The 25,256-nt window shown below is 42.3% G+C and carries 24 protein-coding genes; all 24 read left to right on the forward strand.

The window, feature by feature from the left end; genetic code table 11:
• The first annotated feature begins 1 nt into the window (after position 1).
• Entirely contained in the window at positions 2–1,192 is a 1,191-nt protein-coding gene (locus G587_RS0117305) for a trans-sulfuration enzyme family protein (RefSeq protein WP_081679505.1), read from the forward strand.
• Positions 1,193–1,227: 35 nt separating this feature from the next.
• The gene (gene nifH, locus G587_RS0117310) at positions 1,228–2,076 is read left to right on the forward strand and encodes a nitrogenase iron protein (protein WP_026493263.1); all 849 of its coding nucleotides are present in this window, start codon (positions 1,228–1,230) and stop codon (positions 2,074–2,076) included.
• A 143-nt stretch (positions 2,077–2,219) separates the two neighbouring features.
• Positions 2,220–2,690 carry a NifB/NifX family molybdenum-iron cluster-binding protein gene (locus G587_RS0117320; protein ID WP_026493264.1) on the forward strand — a complete coding sequence of 157 codons (471 nt, stop codon included), beginning with the start codon at positions 2,220–2,222 and terminating at the stop codon, positions 2,688–2,690.
• Positions 2,691–2,803: 113 nt separating this feature from the next.
• Positions 2,804–3,739 carry a cysteine synthase A gene (cysK, locus tag G587_RS0117325; protein ID WP_026493265.1) on the forward strand — a complete coding sequence of 312 codons (936 nt, stop codon included), beginning with the start codon at positions 2,804–2,806 and terminating at the stop codon, positions 3,737–3,739.
• A gap of 206 nt (positions 3,740–3,945) precedes the next feature.
• Positions 3,946–5,403, forward strand: a complete 1,458-nt coding sequence (locus tag G587_RS0117330; RefSeq protein WP_026493266.1) for a nitrogenase component 1 — start codon at positions 3,946–3,948, stop codon at positions 5,401–5,403.
• On the forward strand, positions 5,396–6,682 hold the full coding sequence (locus G587_RS0117335; protein ID WP_026493267.1) for a nitrogenase component 1: 1,287 nt from the start codon (positions 5,396–5,398) through the stop codon (positions 6,680–6,682). The genes G587_RS0117330 and G587_RS0117335 overlap by 8 nt, the downstream gene beginning before the upstream one ends.
• Positions 6,683–6,743: 61 nt before the next feature.
• Positions 6,744–8,213 (forward strand): nitrogenase component 1, encoded by a 1,470-nt coding sequence (locus G587_RS0117340; RefSeq protein WP_026493268.1) that lies wholly within the window; start codon positions 6,744–6,746, stop codon positions 8,211–8,213.
• Positions 8,214–8,233: 20 nt separating this feature from the next.
• Positions 8,234–9,532, forward strand: a complete 1,299-nt coding sequence (locus G587_RS0117345) for a nitrogenase component 1 (protein WP_026493269.1) — start codon at positions 8,234–8,236, stop codon at positions 9,530–9,532.
• A gap of 472 nt (positions 9,533–10,004) precedes the next feature.
• A complete protein-coding gene (locus G587_RS23395; RefSeq protein WP_051201124.1) occupies positions 10,005–10,922 on the forward strand; it encodes a transporter substrate-binding domain-containing protein in 918 nt (305 codons plus the stop codon).
• A gap of 5 nt (positions 10,923–10,927) precedes the next feature.
• The gene (locus G587_RS0117355) at positions 10,928–11,617 is read left to right on the forward strand and encodes an amino acid ABC transporter permease (RefSeq protein ID WP_026493270.1); all 690 of its coding nucleotides are present in this window, start codon (positions 10,928–10,930) and stop codon (positions 11,615–11,617) included.
• A gap of 12 nt (positions 11,618–11,629) precedes the next feature.
• Positions 11,630–12,340, forward strand: coding sequence for an amino acid ABC transporter permease (locus tag G587_RS0117360; protein WP_026493271.1), 711 nt, complete (start codon positions 11,630–11,632; stop codon positions 12,338–12,340).
• A 48-nt stretch (positions 12,341–12,388) separates the two neighbouring features.
• Positions 12,389–13,141 carry an amino acid ABC transporter ATP-binding protein gene (locus G587_RS0117365; protein WP_026493272.1) on the forward strand — a complete coding sequence of 251 codons (753 nt, stop codon included), beginning with the start codon at positions 12,389–12,391 and terminating at the stop codon, positions 13,139–13,141.
• Between the two features lie 80 nt (positions 13,142–13,221).
• Entirely contained in the window at positions 13,222–14,604 is a 1,383-nt protein-coding gene (locus tag G587_RS0117370; RefSeq protein WP_026493273.1) for an MATE family efflux transporter, read from the forward strand.
• Between the two features lie 149 nt (positions 14,605–14,753).
• Entirely contained in the window at positions 14,754–15,122 is a 369-nt protein-coding gene (locus G587_RS0117375) for a nucleotidyltransferase domain-containing protein (RefSeq protein ID WP_026493274.1), read from the forward strand.
• Positions 15,109–15,288, forward strand: coding sequence for a hypothetical protein (locus tag G587_RS0117380; RefSeq protein ID WP_026493275.1), 180 nt, complete (start codon positions 15,109–15,111; stop codon positions 15,286–15,288). The genes G587_RS0117375 and G587_RS0117380 overlap by 14 nt, the downstream gene beginning before the upstream one ends.
• Before the next feature lie 386 nt (positions 15,289–15,674).
• Positions 15,675–15,902 carry a hypothetical protein gene (locus tag G587_RS23400; protein WP_022763541.1) on the forward strand — a complete coding sequence of 76 codons (228 nt, stop codon included), beginning with the start codon at positions 15,675–15,677 and terminating at the stop codon, positions 15,900–15,902.
• A gap of 15 nt (positions 15,903–15,917) precedes the next feature.
• The gene (locus tag G587_RS0117390; protein WP_026493276.1) at positions 15,918–16,115 is read left to right on the forward strand and encodes a hypothetical protein; all 198 of its coding nucleotides are present in this window, start codon (positions 15,918–15,920) and stop codon (positions 16,113–16,115) included.
• Positions 16,116–16,281: 166 nt separating this feature from the next.
• Positions 16,282–16,947: a 2'-5' RNA ligase family protein gene (locus tag G587_RS0117395; RefSeq protein WP_026493277.1), complete on the forward strand. Its 666-nt coding sequence runs from the start codon at positions 16,282–16,284 to the stop codon at positions 16,945–16,947.
• Between the two features lie 133 nt (positions 16,948–17,080).
• Positions 17,081–20,320, forward strand: coding sequence for a carbamoyl-phosphate synthase large subunit (gene carB, locus G587_RS0117400; protein WP_026493278.1), 3,240 nt, complete (start codon positions 17,081–17,083; stop codon positions 20,318–20,320).
• 342 nt (positions 20,321–20,662) lie between these two features.
• Positions 20,663–21,286, forward strand: a complete 624-nt coding sequence (locus G587_RS0117405) for a GDSL-type esterase/lipase family protein (RefSeq protein ID WP_026493279.1) — start codon at positions 20,663–20,665, stop codon at positions 21,284–21,286.
• Between the two features lie 171 nt (positions 21,287–21,457).
• Entirely contained in the window at positions 21,458–22,531 is a 1,074-nt protein-coding gene (locus G587_RS0117410; RefSeq protein ID WP_026493280.1) for an ABC transporter ATP-binding protein, read from the forward strand.
• Positions 22,524–23,336 (forward strand): ABC transporter permease, encoded by an 813-nt coding sequence (locus G587_RS0117415; protein ID WP_026493281.1) that lies wholly within the window; start codon positions 22,524–22,526, stop codon positions 23,334–23,336. The genes G587_RS0117410 and G587_RS0117415 overlap by 8 nt, the downstream gene beginning before the upstream one ends.
• Positions 23,333–24,169, forward strand: coding sequence for an ABC transporter permease (locus tag G587_RS26900; RefSeq protein WP_026493282.1), 837 nt, complete (start codon positions 23,333–23,335; stop codon positions 24,167–24,169). The genes G587_RS0117415 and G587_RS26900 overlap by 4 nt, the downstream gene beginning before the upstream one ends.
• Positions 24,166–25,224: an ABC transporter substrate-binding protein gene (locus G587_RS26905; RefSeq protein WP_026493283.1), complete on the forward strand. Its 1,059-nt coding sequence runs from the start codon at positions 24,166–24,168 to the stop codon at positions 25,222–25,224. The genes G587_RS26900 and G587_RS26905 overlap by 4 nt, the downstream gene beginning before the upstream one ends.
• Positions 25,225–25,256: the final 32 nt, after the last annotated feature.

Raw genomic sequence — 25,256 nt, forward strand, 5'->3', positions numbered from 1 at the left:
TATGGATTGCAATGGATGCAATAAGTGTACAGAAGTGCATTGCAGCATAGATACAAAGTGTCAGCAGCTGGACAGAAATCTTATGGATCAGTGGGGAGCCATAAGCTTTCCAATATATCAGACAGCTACCTTTGCGCATCCGGGTCTGGGGGAGAGCACCGGATACGACTACACAAGAATGCAGAATCCGACAAGAAAGCAGCTAGAATCGATAGTTGCATATCTTGAAAACGGAAAAGACGCAATGGCCTTTGCCAGTGGAATGGCAGCCATAGCAGCCGTCATGGAGCTGTTTAAGCCCGGAGATCATTTCATCATCGATTCGGATCTCTACGGCGGAAGCATAAGACTTTTCAACGAGATAAGTAAAAAAAATGGTCTTACATATTCAGCGGCCAATCTTAGCAGCGATGATGTGACACCTTTTATAAATGAAAATACAAAAGCGATATATCTTGAGACTCCGACCAATCCGATGATGAATGTAACGGATCTTGAGAAGCTTTCGAAGATAGCGAAGGAAAAGGGACTGCTTTTAATAGTTGATAACACCTTCCTTTCACCGTATTTTCAGAATCCACTGGATTTCGGAGCAGACATAGTTGTTCATTCTGGAACAAAATTCCTGGGAGGACATCACGACACGATAGGCGGTTTCCTTGTTGTAAAGGACGAGGAGCTGGATGAAAAACTGAGGTTTATCTATAAGACAACAGGCGCAGGGCTTAGCCCATTTGACAGCTGGCTGATTCTTAGAGGAATAAGAACGCTTGCGGTAAGACTTGAGAGAGCCCAGCAAAACGCTCTGGCTCTTGCAAAGTATTTACAGACAAACGTGCATGTGACAAAGGTGATCTATCCCGGACTTCCGGAGCACCCAGGCTACGACATCATGAAAAAACAGGCAAGAGGCTTTGGTGCGATGGTTACCTTCGAAGTGGATTCGGTAGAGTTTGCACACTCAATACTAAACAACGTGCAGCTCATATATTTTGCGGAGAGCCTTGGAGGAACAGAGACACTTATAACCTATCCGGTGACACAGACGCATGCGGATGTTCCAAAGGACGTTCTTGAAAAGAACGGAATAAACGACAGAGTCTTAAGACTTTCAGTCGGAATAGAAGGAATTGCAGATCTTATCTGTGAGTTTAACAGAGTATTTGCGATAGCCAAAGAAGAAGCGAATTAAGAAAATTCAACATAAAGAAAGAGGAGATGAAAAAAATGGCAGAACTGAGACAAATTGCAATCTATGGAAAAGGTGGAATCGGTAAGTCCACAACAACACAGAACCTGACAGCAGGACTTGTTGAGCACGGGAAAAAAGTAATGGTTGTAGGATGCGACCCTAAGGCTGATTCAACAAGACTCTTACTTGGTGGTCTTGCACAGAAAACTGTTCTCGACACCATAAGAGAAGAGGGTGAGGATATCGAGCTTGGCAGAATCATGAAGGAAGGCTTTGGCGGAACAAAGTGCGTAGAGTCCGGCGGACCTGAGCCCGGTGTAGGATGCGCAGGACGCGGAATTATCACTTCAATAAATATGCTTGAGAACCTGGGAGCATATACAGATGATCTTGATTATGTATTCTATGACGTACTCGGCGATGTAGTTTGTGGTGGTTTTGCAATGCCTATTCGTGAAGGTAAGGCAAAGGAAATTTATATTGTAGCTTCCGGTGAGATGATGGCTCTCTATGCAGCTAACAACATCTCAAAGGGTATTCAGAGATATGCAAGAACAGGCGGAGTAAGACTTGGCGGTATCATCTGCAACTCAAGAAACGTTGACAGAGAGCTTGATCTTCTCAGAGCATTTTCAAAAGAGCTTGGCACTAAGCTTCTCTACTTCGTACCCCGTGACAACGTGGTTCAGCATGCTGAGATTAATAAGAAGACAGTTATTGAGTATAAGCCTGATTCAAACCAGGCACAGGAATACAGAAACCTGGCACAGGCAGTAATTGAAAATAAAGACTTCGTTATTCCTACTCCCATGACCCAGGAGAGACTTGAAGAGATCCTTCTCGAGTATGGCATGATGGAGCTTTCAGACGACTACAAGATCTGATATTTGTTCTGTAAAGGAGCTACACAGGTGGCGGGGAGACCTGAGAACAAGGGTAAGAAGATCGTTGTAATCTTCCCTGATACAGGACTTCGCTATCTGTCAACGAACCTGTTTAACGTATAAAAAGAGATCAAGGAGTTTATATGTCATATTTGATAGCGGTGGCATCATCGGACGATGTGAATATTGATCTGACTTTTGGAGCTGCCGAAGGCTTTTCAATATACGAGGTGCAGGGGACAACTTTTGAAAAGGAGGAATACAGAGCTGTTCCGGTCATAGCCGATGAAGGGGCCACAGAAAATAACGAGAAATCCGGCAGTCCGGAAGGCAATGGTGATTACTCCATAAAGAGTGGAGATGCCTGCGGCTCCGGGAAAGGCTGCGGAGATGGCAAGGGCTGCGGACATGGAGGAGAACCGCTTCCCAAGGTGGAGCTTATAAGTGACTGCAGAAGCCTTGTCTGCAAAAAGATTGGTTTTCAGGCTCAGAAGCAGCTGGAGAAAAAGCAGATATCAAGCTTTGATGTAGCTTGCGGCGTTACGGATGCACTTACCAAGATAACAGCTTATTTCGACAAGATTGATAATCACAAGCCATTTAGTCATAAGTAAAAGCTATAACAATGAAAAGTAAAGCTTATGTCTGGCAATCGGAATTACTTAGTTTTACTATAAACTAAGGCATGATATTATCCTATTAACAAATTTGAAGGGAGATACGAAACATGGCACAGATTAAAGAAAGTTCACTGGAACTTATTGGTAACACACCTATTCTTAAACTTAATGGATACAGCAAGAAAGCAGGAGTAACAAACGCTACACTTCTTGCAAAGCTCGAGTATTTGAATCCTGCCGGATCAGTTAAGGACAGAATCGCCCTTGCTATGATCGAAGAGGCAGAGAAGAGCGGAAAGCTTAAGCCCGGAGCAACAATTATTGAGCCCACATCAGGTAACACAGGAATCGGACTTGCAGCTGTAGCAGCAGCAAAGGGGTACAAGGCGATCCTCACACTTCCTGACACAATGAGTGTTGAAAGAAGAAACCTCCTTAAAGCTTACGGCGCAGAGCTGGTGCTCACTGAGGGAGCTAAAGGAATGAAGGGAGCTATTGCAAAGGCCGAGGAACTCGAGAAGGAAATCGAGGGAGCAATCATCCTTGGACAGTTTGTGAATCCTGCAAATCCTGCTGCACACAAGGCTACTACAGGTCCTGAGATCTGGGAGCAGACAGACGGAAAGGTTGATGTATTTATCGCAGGTGTAGGTACAGGCGGAACAATCACAGGTGTAGGCGAATACTTAAAGGAAAAGAATCCTGACGTAAAGGTAATCGCAGTTGAGCCCGCAACAAGCCCCGTTCTTTCAAAGGGAACAGCAGGTGCCCACAAGATTCAGGGTATCGGCGCAGGCTTTGTACCGGATGTTCTTGATACAAAGATTTTTGATGAAGTAATCGCGATCGAAAATGAGGATGCCTTTACAGAGGGCAGAAAATTCGCTCTTTCAGAAGGAATACTTGTTGGTATATCTTCAGGAGCAGCTCTTAAGGCAGCAACAATCATAGCAGAGAGAGAAGAGTACAAGGGCAAGAACATAGTTGTTCTTCTTCCTGACTCAGGTGACAGATACCTTTCAACACCTCTTTTTGCAAATTAAAAAGCGAGGTTAACCGACCGGACAACCGGAGGTTCACTGATAGCACGGAATCATTTGCCGTGTTATTGGTGAACCTCCTTTTTTTCAAAAAAGTGCTCCGCAGGATTCACACACGCACGAATGGAAAATGTTGCATTCTGCAACCGTGCTCGGCGCAAGAGTTTTGCAAGCAAAACTCTAATTTATATATATTCAGGTAGAAAAATATGGCAGAAATTTATTCAGGTGTAAGAGAAAGTAAAAAAGGCAGAGTTAACGATTATGGCGGAACAGGAAAAAAGGCTGAGGAAAGCTTTAGAAAGGGCTGCCTGAAGAAAGCGGACAGGAGCTTTGCACAGGGACTTCAGTGCCAGCAGATAAACAGTATGGCTGCACTTATGTCATTGGAGGATGCAGTTTTCATAGCACATTCACCGCAAGGATGCATAGGCTGCACATCCCTGGCAGTTGATATGTACCGTGTAGGTCAGGCCCACAGAGGTGTTAAGTACATTAAGAATCCTCACATAATCGTAACTAATCTTGATCAGAAGAGTGTTATTTTCGGAGGAGAAAAAAAGCTTCGCGACTCAGTGAATAAGGCAATTGAACGCTATGATCCAAAGCTGATATTCGTCTTTGCATCCTGTGCATCGGGAGTTATCGGAGATGATATTGATGCGATCTGTGCTGACCTTCAAAAAGATGCGGAAAAAGCGATAATTGTACCGATACACTGTGAAGGCTTTAAATCCAAGATATGTGCTTCAGGTTTTGATGCTGCTTTTATAGCTATCGAAAAATATATTTTGTCAAAGGAAAAGGTAGCTAAGAAGGATAACCTTGTTAATCTTTTTGCACCTGTATCCATAAGCTATGCAGACCAGAAAGAGATGGAGCGAATGCTGGGGCTTCTGGGAATAGAGACAAACTATATTCCCTTTTACAGCTCACTTGAAAAGATAAGAAAGATACCTTCGGCAGCAGCCTCCACCTCCATCTGTAAGGTATTCGCGGATGAATTCATGAAGGAGCTGGAGACTGTATATGATATTCCATATTCACATACGGTTATGCCAATCGGACTTAGAAACACGGATAAGTGGTTCAGAGGAATTGCAAAAGTAATGGGAAAGGAGAAAGAGGCTGATGAAATCATTGAAAAAGAGCATGAGAGAATTACTCCGCTTGTTAAGAAAATTCGTGACAGATTACAGGGAAAACGAGTCTTTATATGCGGTGGCACAGGCAGAAGCTTCGCGGCAGCAGCTCTTATTGATGACTTCGGTATGGAACTAGTCGGCCTTGAAACTCCTACTTATGATGACGACGCCCAGGTGGATATTGAATATCTGAATGGCATTCACAAGGACTTTGTGGTTGATATAGCCAATATGCAACCCTTCGAACAGGTGAATCTGATTCAGAAAATTAAGCCGGATGTTTTTATCGGCGTTCCGGAATGGGCTGCCAAATTAGGATTACCGACAACTCATGTGCTTGATATGAAGAGACCTACCATGGGCTATGACGGATTGATTTTCCTTGGTAACAAGATAGCAGATCAGTTGGAAAATCCGGGCTTTAATAAGAAGTTGTCAAGGCATGTGAAGCTTCCTTACAAAGAAAGCTGGTACAGCGAAGATGCTTTCAAATATATCGTGGGAGGTGAGGCAAATGTCTGAAATACTAGAGAATCCACGAGGGGGATGTGTACTTGCAGGAATAAATTCAGTACTCGGCGCAATAAATAAAGTTTGTCCTATATTACACGCCGGCCCCGGATGCTGCATGCAGACATGTGCTGCTGAGCAGGGACAGTCAGGTAACAAGAGCTCAGCCTTTGTATCAAGTGTATCCATTCCTTCCACCAACATGCTGGAGAGAGAAGTAGTATTCGGAGGTTTGAATAAACTTCGAACAACCATACAAGGTGCAATTGACATCATGGATGCCGATGCATTCTTTGTTCTTACAGGATGTACTGCAGGAATCATCGGAGATGATATTGTTTCCGTGACAGAGGAATACAGGAAAAAGGGCTATAAGGTATACCCTATCGATACTCCGGGATTTGCAGGTGACAGCAATCTTGGTTATGAAGTCATATGGAACAATCTGATCGATCAGGTCATTAAAGAGAATGTTCTCAAAGATGACAAGCTTGTAAACGTATTCGGAATTGTTCCCTACCATGATCCTTTCTGGAGCGGAAACCTTGAGGAGATATCAAGAATTCTGACAGGACTTGGACTTAAGGTTAATACATTCTTCACAGGACATCAGGGAATAGAGACAATTGAAAACTGCTCAGGCGCTGCACTTAATATCATCATAAATCCATGGCTCTTTAAGGGACCTGCCGAAAAATTCGAGGAGAAGTTTGGAGTAAAAAGTGTCCGATATCCTGGACTCCCGATTGGAGCAACTGATACGGAACGCTTTGTAAGACTTGTTGCAGAGGCTCTTCACCTTGATACTAAGCTGGTGAATGATTTTCTTGAAAAAGAAGAGGATTACGTATACAGCTATCTTGCGCAGTCAATCGGAGCTCTTAGCTGGAAGCGATTCGCTGTAGTAGGAGACGCTTCGAGTGTATGCGGAATTACAAGATATCTTGCCAATGATTACAGCTTTACTCCCAAGCTTGCGGTTATTTCCGAGCCTGTATATGGGGATGAAAACAAGAACAGGATAATAAATGAAATAACAGGTCTTGAATACGCGCAGCCTCCGAAGGTTGTGTTTACAGCAGACCAGTATGAAATCAATAAGGCACTTCTGGAGGAAGAGGAGCTGACACTCATTGTGGGAAGCAGTAATGAGCGTGAAGCAGCATCCTTAAAGGAAGTGCAGTGTATAGCTGCGACATTCCCGTTAAAGGACAGACTGATTTTTAACAGGGCAATAGCAGGATACAGAGGAAGTCTTACACTCACAGAGGATCTTTATGACAATCTGTAAAGGGCGCTGGAATGCCGCATGAGCGGCATTCTTTCATATATTTACGAAGAGGAGATGAAAAATGGCTATCAATTTAAACAACTCCAATGTTGCTACCAGAGAAAACCGTATTGGTTCTATCACCGGTTACATTGGTTCTTTGAAGGATCTGGCAACTCAGAGTGAATGCGGAACACTTAAGGGATGTTCACGCTGCTTTTCACAGTCCAGTTCCTGTTTGTCAAGCTGTGCACTTGGACAGCTGTCAGCTATAAGAGATATAGCGATAATACATCACGGTCCTGCCGGATGTTCTGTGGCAGCAGCCGGAACCTACTACCTTGATAAGGTTATGGCAAAAAAGCGTGGTGTTACAAATAACACAGTTTATGTCGGTACAGACATGAATGAAAATGACACGATTTTCGGTTCGACAGAGCAGCTTAAGAAAATCGTCCTTGAGGTTAATAAGAGATACAGTCCCAAGGCTATTTTCGTTACAAGCTCATGTGCAACAGGTATTATCGGTGAGGATATTGATAGCGTTGTTGAGGATATACGCGATCAGATAGATGTACCTGTGGTAGCTGTTCACTGTGAGGGCTTTAAGTCCAGAATCTGGGCAACCGGTTTTGATATATCAGACCATGCAGTACTTCAGTCTATCGTGCAGCCTCCGAGAGAAGGCGTTAAATCCAATAAGATTAACTTCAAGAATTTCTATGAAAGTGCAAGACCGGAGATCATAGAGATGTTTAAAAACTTCGATCTTGAACCCACCTTCCTGTACTGCAATTCTACAGTTGAAGAATTATCACATCTGTCTGAGGCTCTGGCTACAACCTGTATATGCGGAACCCTGGGTAACTACCTTGGAAATGCCCTTGAAGAAAAGTATGGCGTTCCCTATATAAGATCAATAAATCAGTGTGGTATTGTGGGCTTTGAGACATGGCTCAGAGAAATCGGAAGAGTAACCGGAAGAAGCGAGAAGATTGAGAAATATCTCGAGGAGCAGCGTGCAATTTACCTTCCTAAGATTGAGGAAGTGAAGAAGCAGCTTAAGGGACTTAAGGCTGTTCTTGGAATGGGCCCCGGTTATACATTCGAGGTTTCACGAGTTCTTAATGAGCTTGGAATCGAAGTGGTTTGGGCTCTTGCATGGCACTATGATAAAAAATACGATAATGGAGATGTTCCGCCTTCAATGAAGTATCTTCTCGACAATGATATTGATTTTGAAGCGAGCGTATCCGATCAGCAGAACTATGAGGTTATGAATATCCTTAATAAATATCAGCCTGACCTCTACCTCTCAAGACACCCCGGTTCAACAGTATGGGCTATAAAGAATGGTACACCTGCTGTCTATGTTGCTGATGAGTATATGATTTTCGGATATAAGCATACATTGGATTTTGCTTATTCAATTCTGGATAGTATACAGAACAGAAGCTTTGAGAAGAATCTTGCAAAGAGAACAAAGCTTCCATACACAGACTGGTGGTACAAGCAGAACGTAGGTGAGTTCCTTGTTCATGACAAGGCATAAGAGTAGGAGGCTAAATAGTAATGGCAAAATTATTGGACAAGCAAAGATATAAATGTGCGCTTGCTGCAATGCAGACAGTGCAGGCAATAGACAGAGCTATACCGGTTCTTCATTCAGGTCCGGGATGCGCTCAGAAGCTTTCAGACGGTACAGGCAGCAGTGGATATTTTTCACCAAACATTTTTCCCTGCACAAGTATCAATGAGAAAGATGTTGTATTCGGTGGTGTAAAAAAGCTCCATTCTACAATAGACAACGCCCTCAAGGTAATCGACGCAGATATGTATGTCGTACTTACGGGATGTATTCCTGAAATTGTGGGAGATGATTCAGGCGAGGTTGTTTCCGAATTTGCAGATGCGGATAAGCCTGTTATATATGCGCCTACAGCAGGATTTAAGGGAAACAATTACAAGGGACATGAGCAGGTTATTGATGCTATCATCGATCAGTACCTTGAAAAGCCTGAGGCAAGACAGAAAGGTCTTGTTAATATCTGGGCTGATGTTCCGTATCAGGATCTGTTCTGGCTTGGTAATCTAAGAGAGCTGGAGAAGCTCCTTGAGGAAATCGGACTTACTCCCAATACTATATTTGGCTATAACAGAGGAATTGATAACATCAATAAGATTCCTTATGCTGAGTTTAACCTTCTGGTATCCCCCTGGGTTTCTCTTAAGAATGTCAAGAAGATGGAGAAAAAACTGGGAATTCCTTACCTTCACTATAAGACACTTCCTGTCGGGGCTTTTGAAACAAGTAAGTTCTTGAGAGAGGTAGGAAAGTATGCAAATGTCGACGAAAAGAAGGTTGAAGAAGTAATCACAGAGCATGAGAAATACTACTATTATCTGATTGAACGTTATGCAGATCTTTTCCTGGAAAACCGTGTAATCAACAAGCAGTTCTCTGTTGTGGCTGATGCACAGTATACACTTGGTATCACTAAGTTTTTGACAAACGATCTGGGACTTATCCCTGCAAAGCAGTTTATCGTGGATGATACACCCAAGGAATACAGAGAGGCTATTGCTGAGGAGTTCAAGAACCTGAATTACGGTCTTGAAGCTGAGGCGGTATTTGAGACTGACGGCTACAAGATCCATGAAGCCATAAAGGAGCATGATTACCATGGCTATCCGCTTATTCTCGGTGGATATTACGATAAGGAAATCACGGATGACCTTAAGGGTAACTTCCTTAACATCTCATGGCCTGTAAAGGACAAGATCGTATTTGATGATTTCATTGTGGGATATACCGGTGGGATCAGACTTATTGAGGATATTTATACTGTAGCGTCCCAGAGATTCAACTGATTTATAATGTTTATGCCCTGCCGAAAATGGCAGGGCTTTTTTTATGATATAGGAAATTCCTATATCATAAAAAGCGCTCCGCTATGGATGCGCACTCGCGCGATAGGAATATGTTGCCTTCAGCAACCGCGTCTACGTTCCACTTCGGTCGTTGCAAAGCAGATGTCCCCCGGACATCTTGCAACGGCGCGAGAATGTCGCAAGCGACATTCTTTCTTGTGTAAAGACTTAGATGGTGATCAGCTTATATGATAATGAATTCTTATTGCTAACCATAATAACTACTTAATTGTGCAAGGCAGCGACTCAGAGTATAGTCTTCTTAACAACAAAACAAGTTGCTGACTGGACAACCGGAGGCGAATGACTACTATCATTGGGTAGCTCATTTTCCTTCGGTTTTTTCAGTTTACGGGAATAAATGGTCAGCAAAATTTAAGGTGCAGTATATAGCTGCAAGAAGGAGGAGAAAATGAAGAAATTACAGGCTATCAAATTTATTACCGCAGGAGCAGCTACAATGGCAATGATGGCTGCACTTACAGGATGCCAAAGCTCAGCAGGCACAGGAGCTCAGGCAGCAAATACCACTGAGACAGAAGCAAAGGATGAAGTAGAAGTAAAGGATGAAGCAACTGCAACAAGCGATTCAGCAGACGGAGAGGTTAAGACAGTTATTGTAGGATCCGGAATCAATTACAACCCCTTCTGCTACCTTGACGAAAATGGTGAAGCAGTTGGATATGAGTACGACGTACTTGCCAAGATAGATGAGCTTCTTCCTCAGTATGAATTTGAATATCAGTCAATGGCCTTTGATCAGCTGGTACTTTCACTTGAGGCAGGAAAAATAGATATAGCGGCACATCAGTATGAATATACGGATGAAAGAGCAGAGAAGTATCTTTTCTCAGGTGAGACCTATACATCATACATTACATACCTTGCAGTACCTGTAGACAGCGATGTGGACAGCCTTGAAGATCTTGCAGGTCAGAAGATAAGAACCGGCGGAAGAACAAGCGCAACAACTCAGATACTTACAAAGTGGAATGAAGAGCATCCCGGACAGGAAGTTGAACTTGTAACAGCTGAATCAAGCTCTGATGAAGAGGCCGCAGCAGCAATTAAGTCAGGCGCTGCAGCAGCAACTGTTCTTAAGAAGAGTGATGTAATAAAGCTTAATACTAACTTCAGTGATGATGGAAAAGACTTCATTAAATCAGTCGGAGAGCCTATAAACAATTCAAAGACCTACTATCTGTATCGCAAGGATGAGACAGAGCTTCAGGAAGCTATAGACGGTGCACTTAAGCAGCTTAAGGAAGACGGAACTCTTTCAGAGCTTGCTATCAAGTGGGTAGGATACGACGTAACTGAAGAGGAATAATGACTATGGGAAATTATTTTAGTATTGATAGATTTATAAATGTATTTCCTAAAATAATTTCAAATATATCGGTTAATTTCCATATAGTGTTTTGGTCAATGCTTTTTGGCACGATATTAGCAGTCTTGGTTGCAGTCTTAAGGCTTAAGAAAATTCCGGTAATAAGTCAGATTATAAGTGTTTATATCTCGTTCATGAGAGGAACGCCACTTCTGGTTCAGATGATGATCGCATTTTACGGGATTCCACTTTTGCTAGGATCACTTTTCCTGAATGTGTTTGGAATAAACCTGAATAGGATAGAACCGGTAATATTTGTGGAAATCGCGATTATATTGAATGAAGGAGCATTCCTCGGTGAAATATTCAGAGGGGCCATAACCTCTGTACCTTCCATTCAAACAGAAGCCGGATATTCAATTGGGATGACAGGAGCGCAAACTTTTAGCCGAATTGTGCTCCCCCAGGCCTTTAAGGTTGCACTGCCTCATTACGGTGTGGATCTGGTCGGAGTGTTTCAGAATACATCATTGGTATTTACACTCGGCGTAGTAGATGTTTTGGGAAAAGCAAAAACACTTGGTGCGGCTACAGGGCACACTTTGGAAGGATATATAGCAGCGACACTTGTTTATATTACCTTCAGTTTAATTTTGAAGGGTGCTTTTTTACTACTTGAGAAAAAACTGAAGTAAAGGGGAAAATATATGTCATTTAATGTATCAAGTTTTTTAGAATCCCTGATATCTGCTTTTAAATATGCACCTGTGACATTGGAATTGACTGCTATTACATTTGTAGTGAGCCTGATTTTGGGAACCTTTATTGCTACCATTAGGCATTACAGGGTTCCTGTATTATCACAGTTTTTTGCAATTTTTGTCACGATTTACATGGGGCTTCCGATGATGGTAGCCCTTATACTTTACAATCTGATCTTTATGACCTTTTACAATGATTTTGCAGAAGCTTTTCATATAAGCGTTCAGATAAGTGATATAAATCCTATTTTCATTGGCTTTTTTGCACTTATTCTTGGGACATCCTGCTCGATCAGTGAAAGCGTAAGAGGTGCATTCAGGGGAATTGACAAAACACAGTACGAAGCAGGTTATAGTATAGGCCTTACAAAATTTCAGACACTAAGGCGGATTATTTTTCCGCAGATGGTTCCGATACTTTTACCGGGAATGCAGAATTCACTTATCGGATTACTGAAGGCATCAAATCTGGTAAGTGCGATATCCGTAATAGAAATAATGACAGGGGCGCTTCTTCCGGCGCTACTATATTACAGCTACCTGGAAGGGTACGTCGCAGCAGCTCTTGTTTACTGGATTATCGGTGCATGTATAGAATTACTTGCGGCAATTGCAGAGAAAAACTCCGGGAAATATTTGAAAAGAACAGTTGGTTAAAGCAATCTGATCGGTGGATCAGAGCCGGAGATAAGGAGTGATTACAGGGTGATAGAGTTAACTAGTGTAAAAAAATCGTTTGCAAAACAGGAAGTACTTAAGGACGTTTCACTAAGAGTTAATGATGGTGAAGTAGTGGTCATACTTGGCCCAAGCGGCTCGGGAAAGACAACGCTTCTTAGATGCATAAACTTTTTGGAACGTGCTGACAGTGGTCTTATGAATTTTGGGGGAAATGAGATAGATTTGCGGAAAACAAAGAAAAAAGAGATTTTGTATGTCAGAAGACATTCAGCATTTGTTTTCCAGAATTACGGACTTTTTGCACACAAGACAGCGATCCAGAACGTAATGGAGGGTCTTACACAGGTACAGAAGAAGTCAAAGGCTGACGCAACGAAAATTGCTGAGGATGCTCTTAGCTGGGTTGGACTACTTGATAAAAAGGATTATTATCCTTCACAGCTTTCAGGCGGACAACAGCAGAGAGTCGGAATCGCACGAGCCATTGCCTTAAAGCCTGATGTTATTCTCTTTGATGAACCAACCTCTGCTCTTGATCCTGAGCTTGTGGGCGAAACACTTGAGGTTATAAAGAAGGTTGCAAAGAGCGGAATCACAATGGTAGTTGTTACACACGAAATGTCCTTTGCGGAGGAAGTTGCTGACAGGGTAATCTTCATGGACGGTGGCGTTGTGGTAGAGGAAGGAAAGCCGGACGAGATATTCTATCGTCCGAAGGAGGAACGTACACGACAGTTTTTATCCAGGATCATGCCGGTGGATTCCTATGTAATCTAATAATTTTTAAGTCCAGGGAGCTTTTCGCAGCTCCCTTTTTCAATATCATTGATATGTTCTAACGGGAGAAAAAATGAAATATGACAGGAAATAGAAAACTGGTTAAGGAGATAATCATCCTTATCATACCGGCAATTATTGAATACTCGTTCCAGGCACTTGTCAATTATGCCGATTTTATTATGGTGGGGAAGCTTGGCATAGAGGCATCGGCAACTATAGGAATTACAAATGAAGTTACATTTCTTATAAAGGCAGGAGTAAATGCATTGGGTGTTGGTGTGCTTGCATATATGGCAAAAGAGATAGGCGCAGGAAACAGGGGAAAACTAAGGAATGCAACCCTGCATGCATATTTTCTTGCTTTAGTGGTGGGGATATTTACTACAGCTATCCCTCTTATCATTAGTCCGTACCTGCCGGTATTTCTTGGGGCTGCAGAAGATATAAGAAGACCTGCATCCATGTACTTTTCCATATGCTCATCCATGGGGATTTTCTTTGCTTTTAATGTGACAGCAGGAAGCATAAGAAAAGCGTATAAGGATATGGTCACACCATTACTGGTTAATGGTTTTATAAACATTCTGAATGTAATACTTAACTGGTTTTTGATTTACCCTGACAAGACAATAAGCTTTTCGGGAATGGAAATAAATATCAGAAGAGGCAATCTGGGTGTTATGGGAGCAGCCTATGCAACTGCAATTGCCACTATGACAGGCGGAATCCTTATGCTGTTTTTCAATGAAAAGCATAAGGATACTGCGATGATAGCAAAGGCTGATATCAAGGACAATTTTCTGAGGGCTGAAGGAAAAGAAATTATAGGGAAGTATATTTTAGTTGGCATACCTGCTTTTCTGACATCTGTAGTTACAAGCCTTGGGAGAGTCATTTTTACTGCTATGGTAGTTCCTCTCGGAACAGAAATATACGCTGCCCACTCTATTGCATTTACGGCCGAATCTGCTTTTTACATCCCTGCTGTCGGAATGGCCAGCGCTGTTGCATCCCTTTCCGGCAATGTAAGAGGTGAAGGAAATCTAAAAAAACTAAACAGGCAAACCAACATGGTCTGCGTGATTATTGTATTCATTATGATGATAGCAACAGGAATATTACTGATATGTGCCGATGGAATTATTTCATTTTTTACAAATGATGCAGGTGCACTTATTCTGGCGCCGAAGCTCCTGCGTATTGTTGCAATAAATGAGCCTATGTTCGGAATCTCCATAGTCATGCAATATGTATTTAATGGAATTGGAAAAACCAAGATTCCATTGGTGGTATCAGGATTTACGCAATGGTTTGTGAGAGTCCTGGGGGTATTTATATTTGTTCATGTATTAGGATTTGGAATAGAAATAGCGTGGATATGCATGATATCGGATAATATCCTTAGAGCAATACTGCTATATGGCTGGTATTGGGCAGATAATAAAAGGATATTGGCGTGATGAGCAGACTTAATTTTTTGCTATAATAGTAAACAAGGCGAAAACTGGAGGTGGAAATTGGGATTATCTTAGGATAAGGTATTAGCTAAAAAAGGTGTATAATAAAGATAAAAACAGATGTCGATGATTGTTTTTATAGGAGAAATGTTATGTGTAAAGTTGTTGACGTCAAAATTGGTAACAGACAAGTGAAAGTTGCTGATATAAAAAGAAAATATCTGGAAAACATAGCTGAGTCAGCAAAAGAGTGTTCTTTAATCGATAAGATAATATTGTTTGGGGCTAGCATTGAAGACAGATGTACAGAAGAATCTGATATAGATATAGCTGTTTTTGGAAGCCAGCCAAAAGGTAAAGCATTGACATCAAAGCAATTTATGCGATTTGCTGATAAACTCTCTGAGTTCGATGATTTTTTACAGAGCTATGACATTCTTTATTTTAAAACCGGAAAGGAAGATGATTCTGCGATACTTGCAGAAATAAGCAGAGGAGAGGTCTTGTATGTCAGGGAGTAGTTACTCATTAAATATGGGACAGATTAAAGCTGATTTGTTTATAGCTGGTTCAACAATTGATGAAGTAAAGAAGAATGCAATAAACGAGCTCCTTAACTATGCACGGTCGTTGGGAATAAGTATTATAGTTCCAAAGTATATTGAAGATAAGAAACTGGTGCGATGATTTACAGAAAAAGGGCTTCAAATAGTTATAGCAATGATGCGAAAATAGCATAAACTGGGCAGTATACATTTATTTGTGGATAGTATGCTGCCCTTTTTATCGATATAATTTTTAGTTGAGGGAGAAATTATTCATACTCCCGATGAATATGATTTTCCGGATTCTTTATATCAGGATCACTGGGAAAATGCTGAAGCATTTGGAGTTGTGGGCGATAACGATGAGCTTATGGCATGCATTGAAGTCTGTCCCGAAGAATGGTCAAACAGACTTAATGATATAGGGAGACGTGAAGTTAGAATCAATTTGGGTTATTTTTTCAATAGAGATGGAAAAAGATGGTGAGAGCTTGGATGTTTATATAGCGTGTAAGTAAGGTGGTGCTTATGGAAAGGAAATCTATTCTGATCAAAGATACAACAAGGGAAGAACGAGAACAAATAGTTAAGAATTCCCTTGATTGTGGTGGAGGATGTGAGAACTGTTCATCATGCTGGCTTGGTGGTGGTAGTCCCTGGGATATATATCAGGACTACATTGACGGCAAAAAAGAAATCCGTGAGATAAACATGGAGTACATGGAAAAATATCGCCAGGACAGACAGATTCATTGAGAGGATTTATGATTTATGGGAAGTGCACCGGAGATAAACAACTCTACAAGTGAAGAGCGAAGAGCATATATAAAAAAGCGTTTTCCATGCATTGCAGACTGCGATATGTGTGGCCTTTGCAAGGTTTTTCATGGAAAAGATGCTGAGACGGCTTATACTGATTACATCGATGGAAGTAGAGATTTTATGGATGTGTCAGCAGACTATAAGTAATGGTGACTTTTGATCCGCGGAAATAGCATTAACTGTGCAGTATACATTTGATTGAAAGAAACATGAATCGGTACCGAGAGAATGGTTTTGGTCTGTGGGCTATATGCTTGAAAGATACCGGAGTTAGAGGAGATAAGACTCAGAGGACTGAAGAAAAGAAAAAGTGATGGATAGAAATTTATTAGAAAATCATTATAAAAAAATACTCACAGACAACAAAGAGAGATTTTTGGAAGGCGGTGTCGGGGATGCTTTCCTTTCCAATGCAAAAAATGATAACAGGATGGCTCTGGTCGTTCTTATACGGATTACATCCGAGATAGCGGGCAAGATAAATAAATGTATATCTGAATTACGTGATATAGAGCCGGATTTGTATTATTACCCATGTGAGGATTTTCATATTACGGTCATGGATATCTTAAGAGGGGAAGAAGGCAGGGAGTTGCCACATAATCTGGATGATTACATAAAGTGTATCAGAGAATGCTGTTCGGAGATTGATCCTTTTAAAATCACCTTTGATGGCCTTGTGGCTAGTGATAATGCAATTATGGTAAAAGGCTATTACGATGAACAGTTATTAAGGTTTAGAGAAAGCTTGAGAAATTCACTTGCGGTTAACGGATTATTATTGGAAGAGAGATATAAAACAATTTCTTCGCATATAACAATTTCCAGACTTTATGATAAATATAAAAATCCTACGGAGCTTATGGATTATATAGAAAAGCCACATTCATTTGGAACGATGACAGTTAAAAATATGGAAATCTCGTTTCATAACTGGTATGACACACGAAAACAGTTATTAAGCGTGGTGGAATTATGAGAAAAAAGAATGTTTGCCTGAGGCATATTTCAGAAGTTTTTTATAGCTTCAGTTGAATAAAATTCCCACTTGTTTTCTTCTCCTATGAATAATAAAATTTTTAGAAAGAAATTTTAAGGAATGGGAGAGAAACATGGCACAGAGAACAGATATTCACAAGGTACTAATAATCGGCTCAGGCCCCATTGTTATCGGACAGGCTTGCGAATTTGACTATTCAGGAACTCAGGCGTGCAAGGCTCTCAGAAGTCTTGGCTATGAGATTGTTCTTGTTAATTCCAATCCCGCTACGATCATGACTGATCCGGAGATGGCTGACAGGACTTATATTGAGCCTTTAAATGTGGACCGCGTTGCGGCTGTAATTGAAAAAGAAAGACCGGATGCCCTTTTGCCCAATTTGGGAGGACAGTCTGGTCTTAATTTATGCGCGGAATTATATAAGGCCGGTGTACTTGATAAGTACGGTGTTAAGGTTATAGGTGTTCAGGTTGACGCTATCGAGCGAGGTGAGGACAGAACCGAGTTCAAAAAGACCATGGACATGCTGGGCATAGAGATGGCAAGATCCAAGGCCTGCTACAGCGTAGAGGAAGCTCTGGCTGAGGCGGATGAGCTTGGATATCCCGTGGTATTAAGACCCGCTTATACAATGGGCGGCGCAGGTGGCGGCCTTGTTTATAACAAGGAAGAGCTGCAGACAGTCTGTGCCAGAGGTCTTGCTGCTTCAATCATCCATCAGGTTCTCGTTGAGGAGTCAATCCTTGGCTGGGAGGAGCTTGAGCTTGAAGTAGTAAGAGATAAGGATAACAACATGATCACCGTATGCTTCATTGAGAATGTTGATCCTGTAGGTGTTCACACAGGAGACTCCTTCTGTACTGCACCCATGCTCACAATAGATGAAAAGCTCCAGGAGGAGCTGCAGCGTCAGGCCTACAAGATTGTTGAGCATATCGGTGTCATCGGCGGAACCAACGTACAGTTCGCTCATGACCCCAAGACCGGAAGAATCGTTGTTATCGAGATCAATCCCCGTACCTCAAGATCCTCTGCCCTTGCAAGTAAGGCAACAGGCTTCCCGATCGCACTTGTATCAGCTAAGCTTGCTACAGGTCTTACTCTTGCTGAGCTTACTGATTCAAAGTTCGGAACTCTTGATAAGTATGTTCCCAACGGAGACTATGTGGTAGTTAAGTTCGCACGCTGGGCGTTCGAGAAGTTCCACGGAGTAGAGGATAAGCTCGGAACGCAAATGAGAGCCGTTGGTGAAGTAATGTCCATCGGTAAGAACTTCAAGGAGGCCTTCCAGAAGGCTATAAGATCCCTTGAGAAGGGAAGATACGGTCTTGGTAATGTTAAGAAGTATGAGGAGATGGATAAGGACGACATTCTTCATCTTTTAAAGGATGCTTCCTCTGAGAGATATTTCCTTATATATGAAGCCTTCAAGAAGGGCGTTACCGTTGATGAGATATTCGATATTACCAAGGTTAAGCACTATTTCCTTAATGAGATAAAGGAGCTCGTAGACGAGGAGACAGCTATCGTCAAAGAATTTAAAGGCAGTGTTCCTACCAAAGAGGTTCTTCTTAAGGCAAAGGAGGACGGCTTTGCGGATAAGTATCTCTCAGGTCTTCTTGATGTATCTGAGGATGATATCAGAAATAAGAGAGACGAATTCGGACTCACTGAAAAGTGGGACGGCGTTCACGTATATGGAACAGACGGCGCTGCTTACTACTATTCAACCTATAAGGCAGATGCTAACCTTGAGAATCCCAAGGCTGACGGAGAAGCTGATGCTAAGAAGATAATGATCCTTGGCGGTGGTCCCAACAGAATAGGTCAGGGTATTGAGTTTGATTACTGCTGCGTACATGCAGCTCTTGCACTCAAAAAGCTTGGTTTTGAGACCATCATAGTAAACTGCAATCCCGAGACAGTTTCAACTGACTACGATACATCAGATACTCTGTACTTCGAGCCTCTGACCTTGGAGGATGTTCTTCAGATTTACAGAAAGGAAAAGCCCGTTGGAGTTATCGCACAGTTTGGCGGACAGACTCCTCTTAACCTTGCTGCAAAGCTTAAGGAAGAGGGCGTAAACATCCTTGGAACAACTCCTGAGGTTATCGATCTTGCTGAGGACAGAGACCAGTTCCGTATGATGATGGAGAAGCTTGGTATTCCCATGGCTGAGTCAGGAATGGCTTCTGATGTTGAAGGAGCTAAGGAGATAGCTGCAAGAATCGGCTACCCTGTAATGGTTCGTCCTTCTTTCGTCCTCGGCGGAAGAGGAATGGAGATCGTAAGGGATGAGGAGAGCATGGAAGGCTACATGAAGGCTGCTGTAGGTGTAACTCCTGACAGACCGATTTTGATAGACAGATTCCTTCACAATGCACTTGAGTGCGAAGCAGATGCAATAAGTGATGGTGAGAGAGCATTCGTTCCTGCGGTTATGGAGCATATCGAGCTTGCAGGTATTCACTCCGGTGATTCGGCATGTATTGTTCCATCAAAGCACATCTCAGAGAAGCACCTTAAGACTATCGAGGAATATACACGTAAAATCGCTGTAGAGATGAATGTCGTAGGACTTATGAACATGCAGTACGCTATCGAGGATGATACTGTATACGTCCTTGAAGCTAATCCCAGAGCATCCAGAACAGTACCGCTTGTATCAAAGGTCTGCGGAATTAAGATGGTACCTGTTGCGACAGATATTATTACTGCATCCCTCACAGGAAGACTGTCACCTGTACAGGAACTCATTGATGCAAAGAAGAATACAGAGCCTGAGTACTACGGTGTAAAAGAGGCTGTATTCCCCTTCAATATGTTCCCTGAGGTTGACCCTGTTCTCGGACCTGAAATGCGTTCTACAGGTGAGGTTTTAGGACTTGCAAAGACTCCCGGAGAAGCCTTCTTCAAGGCAGAGGAAGCAGCAAATGCAGCTCTTCCTTTACAGGGTGCGGTTCTCATTTCTCTTAACGATGAGGATAAGCCCCACGCAGCAGAGCTGGCAGAGGCTTTCGCAAAGGAGGGCTTCAAGATCTACGCTACAGGTAAGACCTATGAGACCATAACCGGTGCCTGCATAGATGCAACCAGGATCCTTAAAAACTATGAGGGCGGAAGACCCAACGTTGAGGATCTTATAAAGAACGGCGATGTACAGCTTGTAATCAACACTCCTATCGGAAAAGGAGCAAAGTACGACGACGCCTACCTTCGCCGCGCAGCCATAAAGGCCCGCATCCCTTACATAACCACTGTTGCCGCAGCCAGGGCAGCAGCTCAGGGTATAAGCGAAGTCAAGAAGGGCGGCTGTGGAAACATCAAGTCTCTTCAGGAATATGCTTAAAAGCAAATAAAGTCTAAAAAACAAAATATAATGGGCGACTGATAAAAGAGTTACCGAATCGAGTAGGCTGACTCCTACTCGATTTCGCACACGAACATTCCGCACTTCGTGCTCCATGTTCTTACAACCGGCAAATGAATTTGTATGCAAGCATCCATTCGCTTGCCGGTCTTGTGCAACACAAAAGTGATAGCTACATTTTATATGTGACTATCACTTTTGTGTATTTTACAGTTAAATGCTGATATTTCATAATAGAGATGTAAGAATTACAGAGCAGAAATATTAACGTAAAAACAAACAGATTTATATATTTAAACATTTTATTATGAGGTATGGATTATGGCAAATATACTTGCATTTGGGGATTCAAACACATGGGGACTTATCCCGGGCACCAAGGAGCGTTATCCCTGGGGAATAAGATGGACAAGTCTTGTTCAGGAGGAGCTCTCCGACGACAGAATTATTGAGAATGGCCTTTGTGGAAGGACCACGGTTTTCGAGGATCAGCTAAGACCCTTCAGGAAAGGCTCTGATATACTTCCTCTTTTGATTGAGAGTAATTACCCTCTTGATGCGGCGATCATCATGCTTGGAACAAATGACTGTAAGAAGATTTTTAATGCAAACTCCCACACCATAGGAAAGGGGCTGGAGCTCTGCCTTGATGAGTTGGAGAAATACATATCTCCCGATAAAATCCTGGTGGTATCACCCATTAAGCTTGGAAGCGAAGTATACATTCCTGAAAAGGATCCGGAATTTGACAAGGGTTCCATTGAGACCAGTAAAAATCTTAAGCGTGAATATGAGAAAATTGCAAAAAGAAGGGGTAACCAGTTCCTTGCAGCCTCTGATTTTGCAGACCCCAGTTCCGTTGATGATGAGCACATGGACGAGGAGGGACATAAGAATCTTTCAGTCGCCATTTTAAGTAAGCTTCAGGAGATGAAGAGTGCATAAATCCAGCAATTATCCTGCATATTTGTGATGGTTGCCACGCTTGTTAGGGGAGCGAAAAATAGATATAATGATATTGTTATATCAATAAGAATGTAGTATGTGGCAGGCTCTTTTATCACTATCTTTTTTCAGAAAAAGAGTTAATAAATAACAGGTAAAGAGAGAAAAATTATGCAGGATAAACTCATTGATCTTCAACACATCACAAAATCTTATGGTAGCTCAACAATACTCGATGATCTTAATTTGTACATCAGAGAGAATGAATTTGTCACACTTTTAGGACCTTCAGGCTGTGGAAAGACAACCACCCTGAGGATAATCGGTGGGTTCGAAAATCCTGACTCGGGATCCGTTATCTTTCAGGGGAAGGATATCACTTCCTTGTCTCCGAATAAGAGAGAAGTCAACACTGTATTCCAGAAGTATGCACTTTTCCCGCACATGACAATTGCGGAGAATATTGCTTTTGGACTAAAAATCCATAAAAAATCCACATCGTATATCAATGACAAAATTAAATATGCGCTAAAGCTTGTTAATATGGAGGGCTTTGGAGACAGAATGCCTGATTCTTTGTCCGGAGGTCAGCAGCAGCGAATTGCCATAGCAAGAGCTATTGTGAATGAGCCCAAGGTTCTTCTGTTGGATGAGCCTCTTGGAGCGCTGGATCTAAAGCTGAGGCAGGACATGCAGTACGAGCTGATAAGGCTTAAGAATGAGCTTGGCATAACCTTTGTATATGTTACCCATGATCAGGAGGAAGCCCTCACTATGTCTGACACCATCGTGGTCATGAATCAGGGCTATATTCAGCAGATCGGAACTCCGACAGATATATACAATGAACCTCAGAATACCTTTGTTGCGGACTTTATAGGCGATTCCAATATCCTTGAAGGCATCATGATAAGGGATAAGCTTGTAGAGATTCTTGGCGCCAAATTCGACTGCGTAGATACGGGCTTTGGAGATAACAACCCTGTGGACGTAGTTATAAGACCTGAGGACATAGACCTCATAGAGCCTGAAAAGGGAACCATAGAGGGCATCGTTACCGATGTTATCTTTAAAGGCGTCCATTACGAGATGTGCGTAATGGCAAGAGGCTTTGAATTTGTAGTTCACTCCACCGATTCCTTCAGTGTGGATTCAAGAGTTGGAATCCATGTGGATCCCTTTGACATTCAGATCATGCATAAGCCTGAGTCTGATGATGAGAAAGCTGTGGAAATATATGAATAATAAATACACCAGATATGTAGCAGCTCCTTATCTTATCTGGAGCGTGGGTTTTATAATCATTCCGCTTTGTCTTGTCCTGTACTATGCCTTTACCAATGCAGATGGGGCATTCACCATTGATAATGTGGCGGATATTATTTCCTATGTAAACATAAAGGCACTGCTTCTTTCCATTGCCTTTTCTTTGGCTTCGACCCTTTTGTGCCTGCTTATTGCCTATCCGCTGGCAGTGGTGCTTTCGTCTGTTATCAGTACCAACTCATCTATACTGTCCCTTTTGTTCATTCTTCCCATGTGGATGAATTCACTTCTTAGAACCTATGCGTGGCAGAACATCCTTGAGAGAAAAGGCGTTATAAACGGCTTCCTTACAGCTCTGAATCTGCCGCCTCTTTATATCATCAATAAGCCACCGGCTATACTTCTCGGTATGGTCTATGACTTTTTGCCCTTTATGATACTTCCTGTCTATAACTCAGTTTCGAGAATAGACAAGGATCTTATTAATGCTGCAAGGGATTTGGGAGCAGGCTATCGGGATATCTTTTTCCGTGTAATCTGGCCCCTCAGCCTTCCGGGAGTAATCTCCGGCATCACGATGGTATTCGTACCCAGTCTTACCACCTTCGTCATTTCGGATATTCTGGGAGGAGGAAAAATCCTTCTCATCGGTAATGTAATAGAGCAGCTCTTTACCCAGGATTCAGACTGGAACGCGGGAGCGGGACTGTCTGCGGTGCTTATGATCTTCATTGTTATCAGTATGGTGATCACCTCTAAGTATGACAAGGAGGACATAAGATGAAGAAAACTCTTGGACATATCTATCTGACACTTGTACTGATCTTCCTGTATGCTCCTATTGCCACACTCATGATCCTTTCCTTTAATTCCAGTAAATCCCGTGCCCGTTTTGGAGGATTTACCCTCGCGTGGTATCAGAGCCTTTTTGAAAATGAAGAAGTCATGAATGCCTTCAGGACAACAATAATACTGGCATTTTTATCTGCATTTATCGCAACAGTCCTGGGAACGGCTGCCTGCACAGGTATGGTAGCGATGAGAAAAAGGAGCAGAAACATAATTATGGGAATAACCAATATCCCCATGCTGAACGCCGACATCGTTACGGGTGTCAGCCTTATGCTTCTGTTTATAGCTGCAAGAGCGACCATGGGATTTACCACAGTCCTCTTTGCACATATCACCTTCAATATTCCCTATGTAATCCTGTCTGTAATGCCAAGGTACAGGGAGCTTAATGCAAGCGTTTACGAGGCTGCGCTGGATCTTGGAGCAAAGCCTTTATATGCTTTTTTCAAGGTTGTGCTTCCTGATCTTATGAGCGCGATCGTATCGGGATTTGTAATGAGCTTTACCATGTCACTTGATGACTTCATCATTACCCATTTCACTCAGGGACCCGGATTTGATACCCTTTCCACCAAGATATATTCCGAGATTAAAAAGGGTATAAATCCTGAAATGTATGCACTTTCTACGCTGATGTTCCTGACTATCCTTATTCTGCTGTTTCTGGTTAATTACAAGCCCTGGAGCAAGCAGTCTGTAGGAGAAATAAAGATCAGGACCAGAAAAGAGATCGTGGTAGGTTCCGGAAGGAGAGGTGCGGTATGAAAAGATTCGTTTCCCTTCTTTGTGTGCTTTCCTGCATGACTTCTCTTTATGGATGTGCGCTGAATAATGATGCAGGTAATTCTGATAATGTCGTATATATCTATAACTGGGGTGAATACATTGATCCGGAGGTCCTCACTATATTCACGGAGGAAACCGGTATCGAGGTGGTCTACGATGAGTTTGAGACCAACGAGATCATGTTTCCCAAGATCAAGGCCGGTGCTGTGAAATACGATCTGGTGTGCCCCTCTGATTATATGATCAAAAAGATGATAGATAATGATCTTCTTCAGGAAATCGATTTTAATAATGTGCCAAACTATGTGAATATCGGAGATGACTACTGGAAGCTGGCAGAGGACTATGATCCAGGGAACCGCTTCTCGATGCCATATGTATTTGGGACAATCGGTATTCTTTATAACAAGAATATGGTTAAGGAAAAGGTCGACTCCTGGGACATTCTCTGGGATCCCAAATACAAGGACGAGATTTTGATGCAGGATTCCGTCAGGGACGCTTTCATGGTGGCGGAAATGAAGCTTGGATATTCCATAAACACTACAGATGAAGATGAGCTCCAGGAGTCTAAGGAGCTCCTTCAGAAGCAAAAGGAACTGGTTCAGGCCTATGTGGTTGACCAGGTTCGTGACAAGATGATAGGAAACGAGGCGGCCCTTGGGGTAATCTATTCCGGAGAGGCTATTTTTACCCAGCGTGAAAACCCTGACCTTGAGTACGTAATCCCTAAAGAGGGAACGAATTTCTGGATGGATTCATGGGTTATTCCGAAAAATGCAAAGCATAAGGAAAATGCGGAGAAATTCCTGAATTTCCTGGCAAGAGCGGATATCGCATGTATGAATTTTGATTATATCACCTATTCAACACCCAATATGGCTGCGAGAGAACTGGTTGAGGACGAAGATATAAAAAATTCACCGATAGCCTTCCCGGATTTATCTAAATATCACCTGGAGATTTATGTCAGTCTCGGGGAAAAGGCAGATCGCCATTTAAGTGATCTTTGGAGAGAAGTAAAGTCATATTAAAAAGGCTGTAATTGTATATTGTAAACATGATT

This window comes from Butyrivibrio sp. XPD2002 (genome assembly GCF_000423945.1).
Lineage (GTDB): Bacteria > Bacillota > Clostridia > Lachnospirales > Lachnospiraceae > Butyrivibrio.

Bases quoted from the DNA above. Each gene is read 5' to 3' on its own strand.
- G587_RS0117305 (WP_081679505.1), top strand. From the start codon at position 2: ATGGATTGCAATGGATGCAATAAGTGTACAGAAGTGCATTGCAGCATA.
- nifH (WP_026493263.1), top strand. From the start codon at position 1,228: ATGGCAGAACTGAGACAAATTGCAATCTATGGAAAAGGTGGAATCGGT.
- G587_RS0117320 (WP_026493264.1), top strand. From the start codon at position 2,220: ATGTCATATTTGATAGCGGTGGCATCATCGGACGATGTGAATATTGAT.
- cysK (WP_026493265.1), top strand. From the start codon at position 2,804: ATGGCACAGATTAAAGAAAGTTCACTGGAACTTATTGGTAACACACCT.
- G587_RS0117330 (WP_026493266.1), top strand. From the start codon at position 3,946: ATGGCAGAAATTTATTCAGGTGTAAGAGAAAGTAAAAAAGGCAGAGTT.
- G587_RS0117335 (WP_026493267.1), top strand. From the start codon at position 5,396: ATGTCTGAAATACTAGAGAATCCACGAGGGGGATGTGTACTTGCAGGA.
- G587_RS0117340 (WP_026493268.1), top strand. From the start codon at position 6,744: ATGGCTATCAATTTAAACAACTCCAATGTTGCTACCAGAGAAAACCGT.
- G587_RS0117345 (WP_026493269.1), top strand. From the start codon at position 8,234: ATGGCAAAATTATTGGACAAGCAAAGATATAAATGTGCGCTTGCTGCA.
- G587_RS23395 (WP_051201124.1), top strand. From the start codon at position 10,005: ATGAAGAAATTACAGGCTATCAAATTTATTACCGCAGGAGCAGCTACA.
- G587_RS0117355 (WP_026493270.1), top strand. From the start codon at position 10,928: ATGGGAAATTATTTTAGTATTGATAGATTTATAAATGTATTTCCTAAA.
- G587_RS0117360 (WP_026493271.1), top strand. From the start codon at position 11,630: ATGTCATTTAATGTATCAAGTTTTTTAGAATCCCTGATATCTGCTTTT.
- G587_RS0117370 (WP_026493273.1), top strand. From the start codon at position 13,222: ATGACAGGAAATAGAAAACTGGTTAAGGAGATAATCATCCTTATCATA.
- G587_RS0117375 (WP_026493274.1), top strand. From the start codon at position 14,754: ATGTGTAAAGTTGTTGACGTCAAAATTGGTAACAGACAAGTGAAAGTT.
- G587_RS0117380 (WP_026493275.1), top strand. From the start codon at position 15,109: ATGTCAGGGAGTAGTTACTCATTAAATATGGGACAGATTAAAGCTGAT.
- G587_RS23400 (WP_022763541.1), top strand. From the start codon at position 15,675: ATGGAAAGGAAATCTATTCTGATCAAAGATACAACAAGGGAAGAACGA.
- G587_RS0117390 (WP_026493276.1), top strand. From the start codon at position 15,918: ATGGGAAGTGCACCGGAGATAAACAACTCTACAAGTGAAGAGCGAAGA.
- G587_RS0117395 (WP_026493277.1), top strand. From the start codon at position 16,282: ATGGATAGAAATTTATTAGAAAATCATTATAAAAAAATACTCACAGAC.
- carB (WP_026493278.1), top strand. From the start codon at position 17,081: ATGGCACAGAGAACAGATATTCACAAGGTACTAATAATCGGCTCAGGC.
- G587_RS0117405 (WP_026493279.1), top strand. From the start codon at position 20,663: ATGGCAAATATACTTGCATTTGGGGATTCAAACACATGGGGACTTATC.
- G587_RS0117410 (WP_026493280.1), top strand. From the start codon at position 21,458: ATGCAGGATAAACTCATTGATCTTCAACACATCACAAAATCTTATGGT.
- G587_RS0117415 (WP_026493281.1), top strand. From the start codon at position 22,524: ATGAATAATAAATACACCAGATATGTAGCAGCTCCTTATCTTATCTGG.
- G587_RS26900 (WP_026493282.1), top strand. From the start codon at position 23,333: ATGAAGAAAACTCTTGGACATATCTATCTGACACTTGTACTGATCTTC.
- G587_RS26905 (WP_026493283.1), top strand. From the start codon at position 24,166: ATGAAAAGATTCGTTTCCCTTCTTTGTGTGCTTTCCTGCATGACTTCT.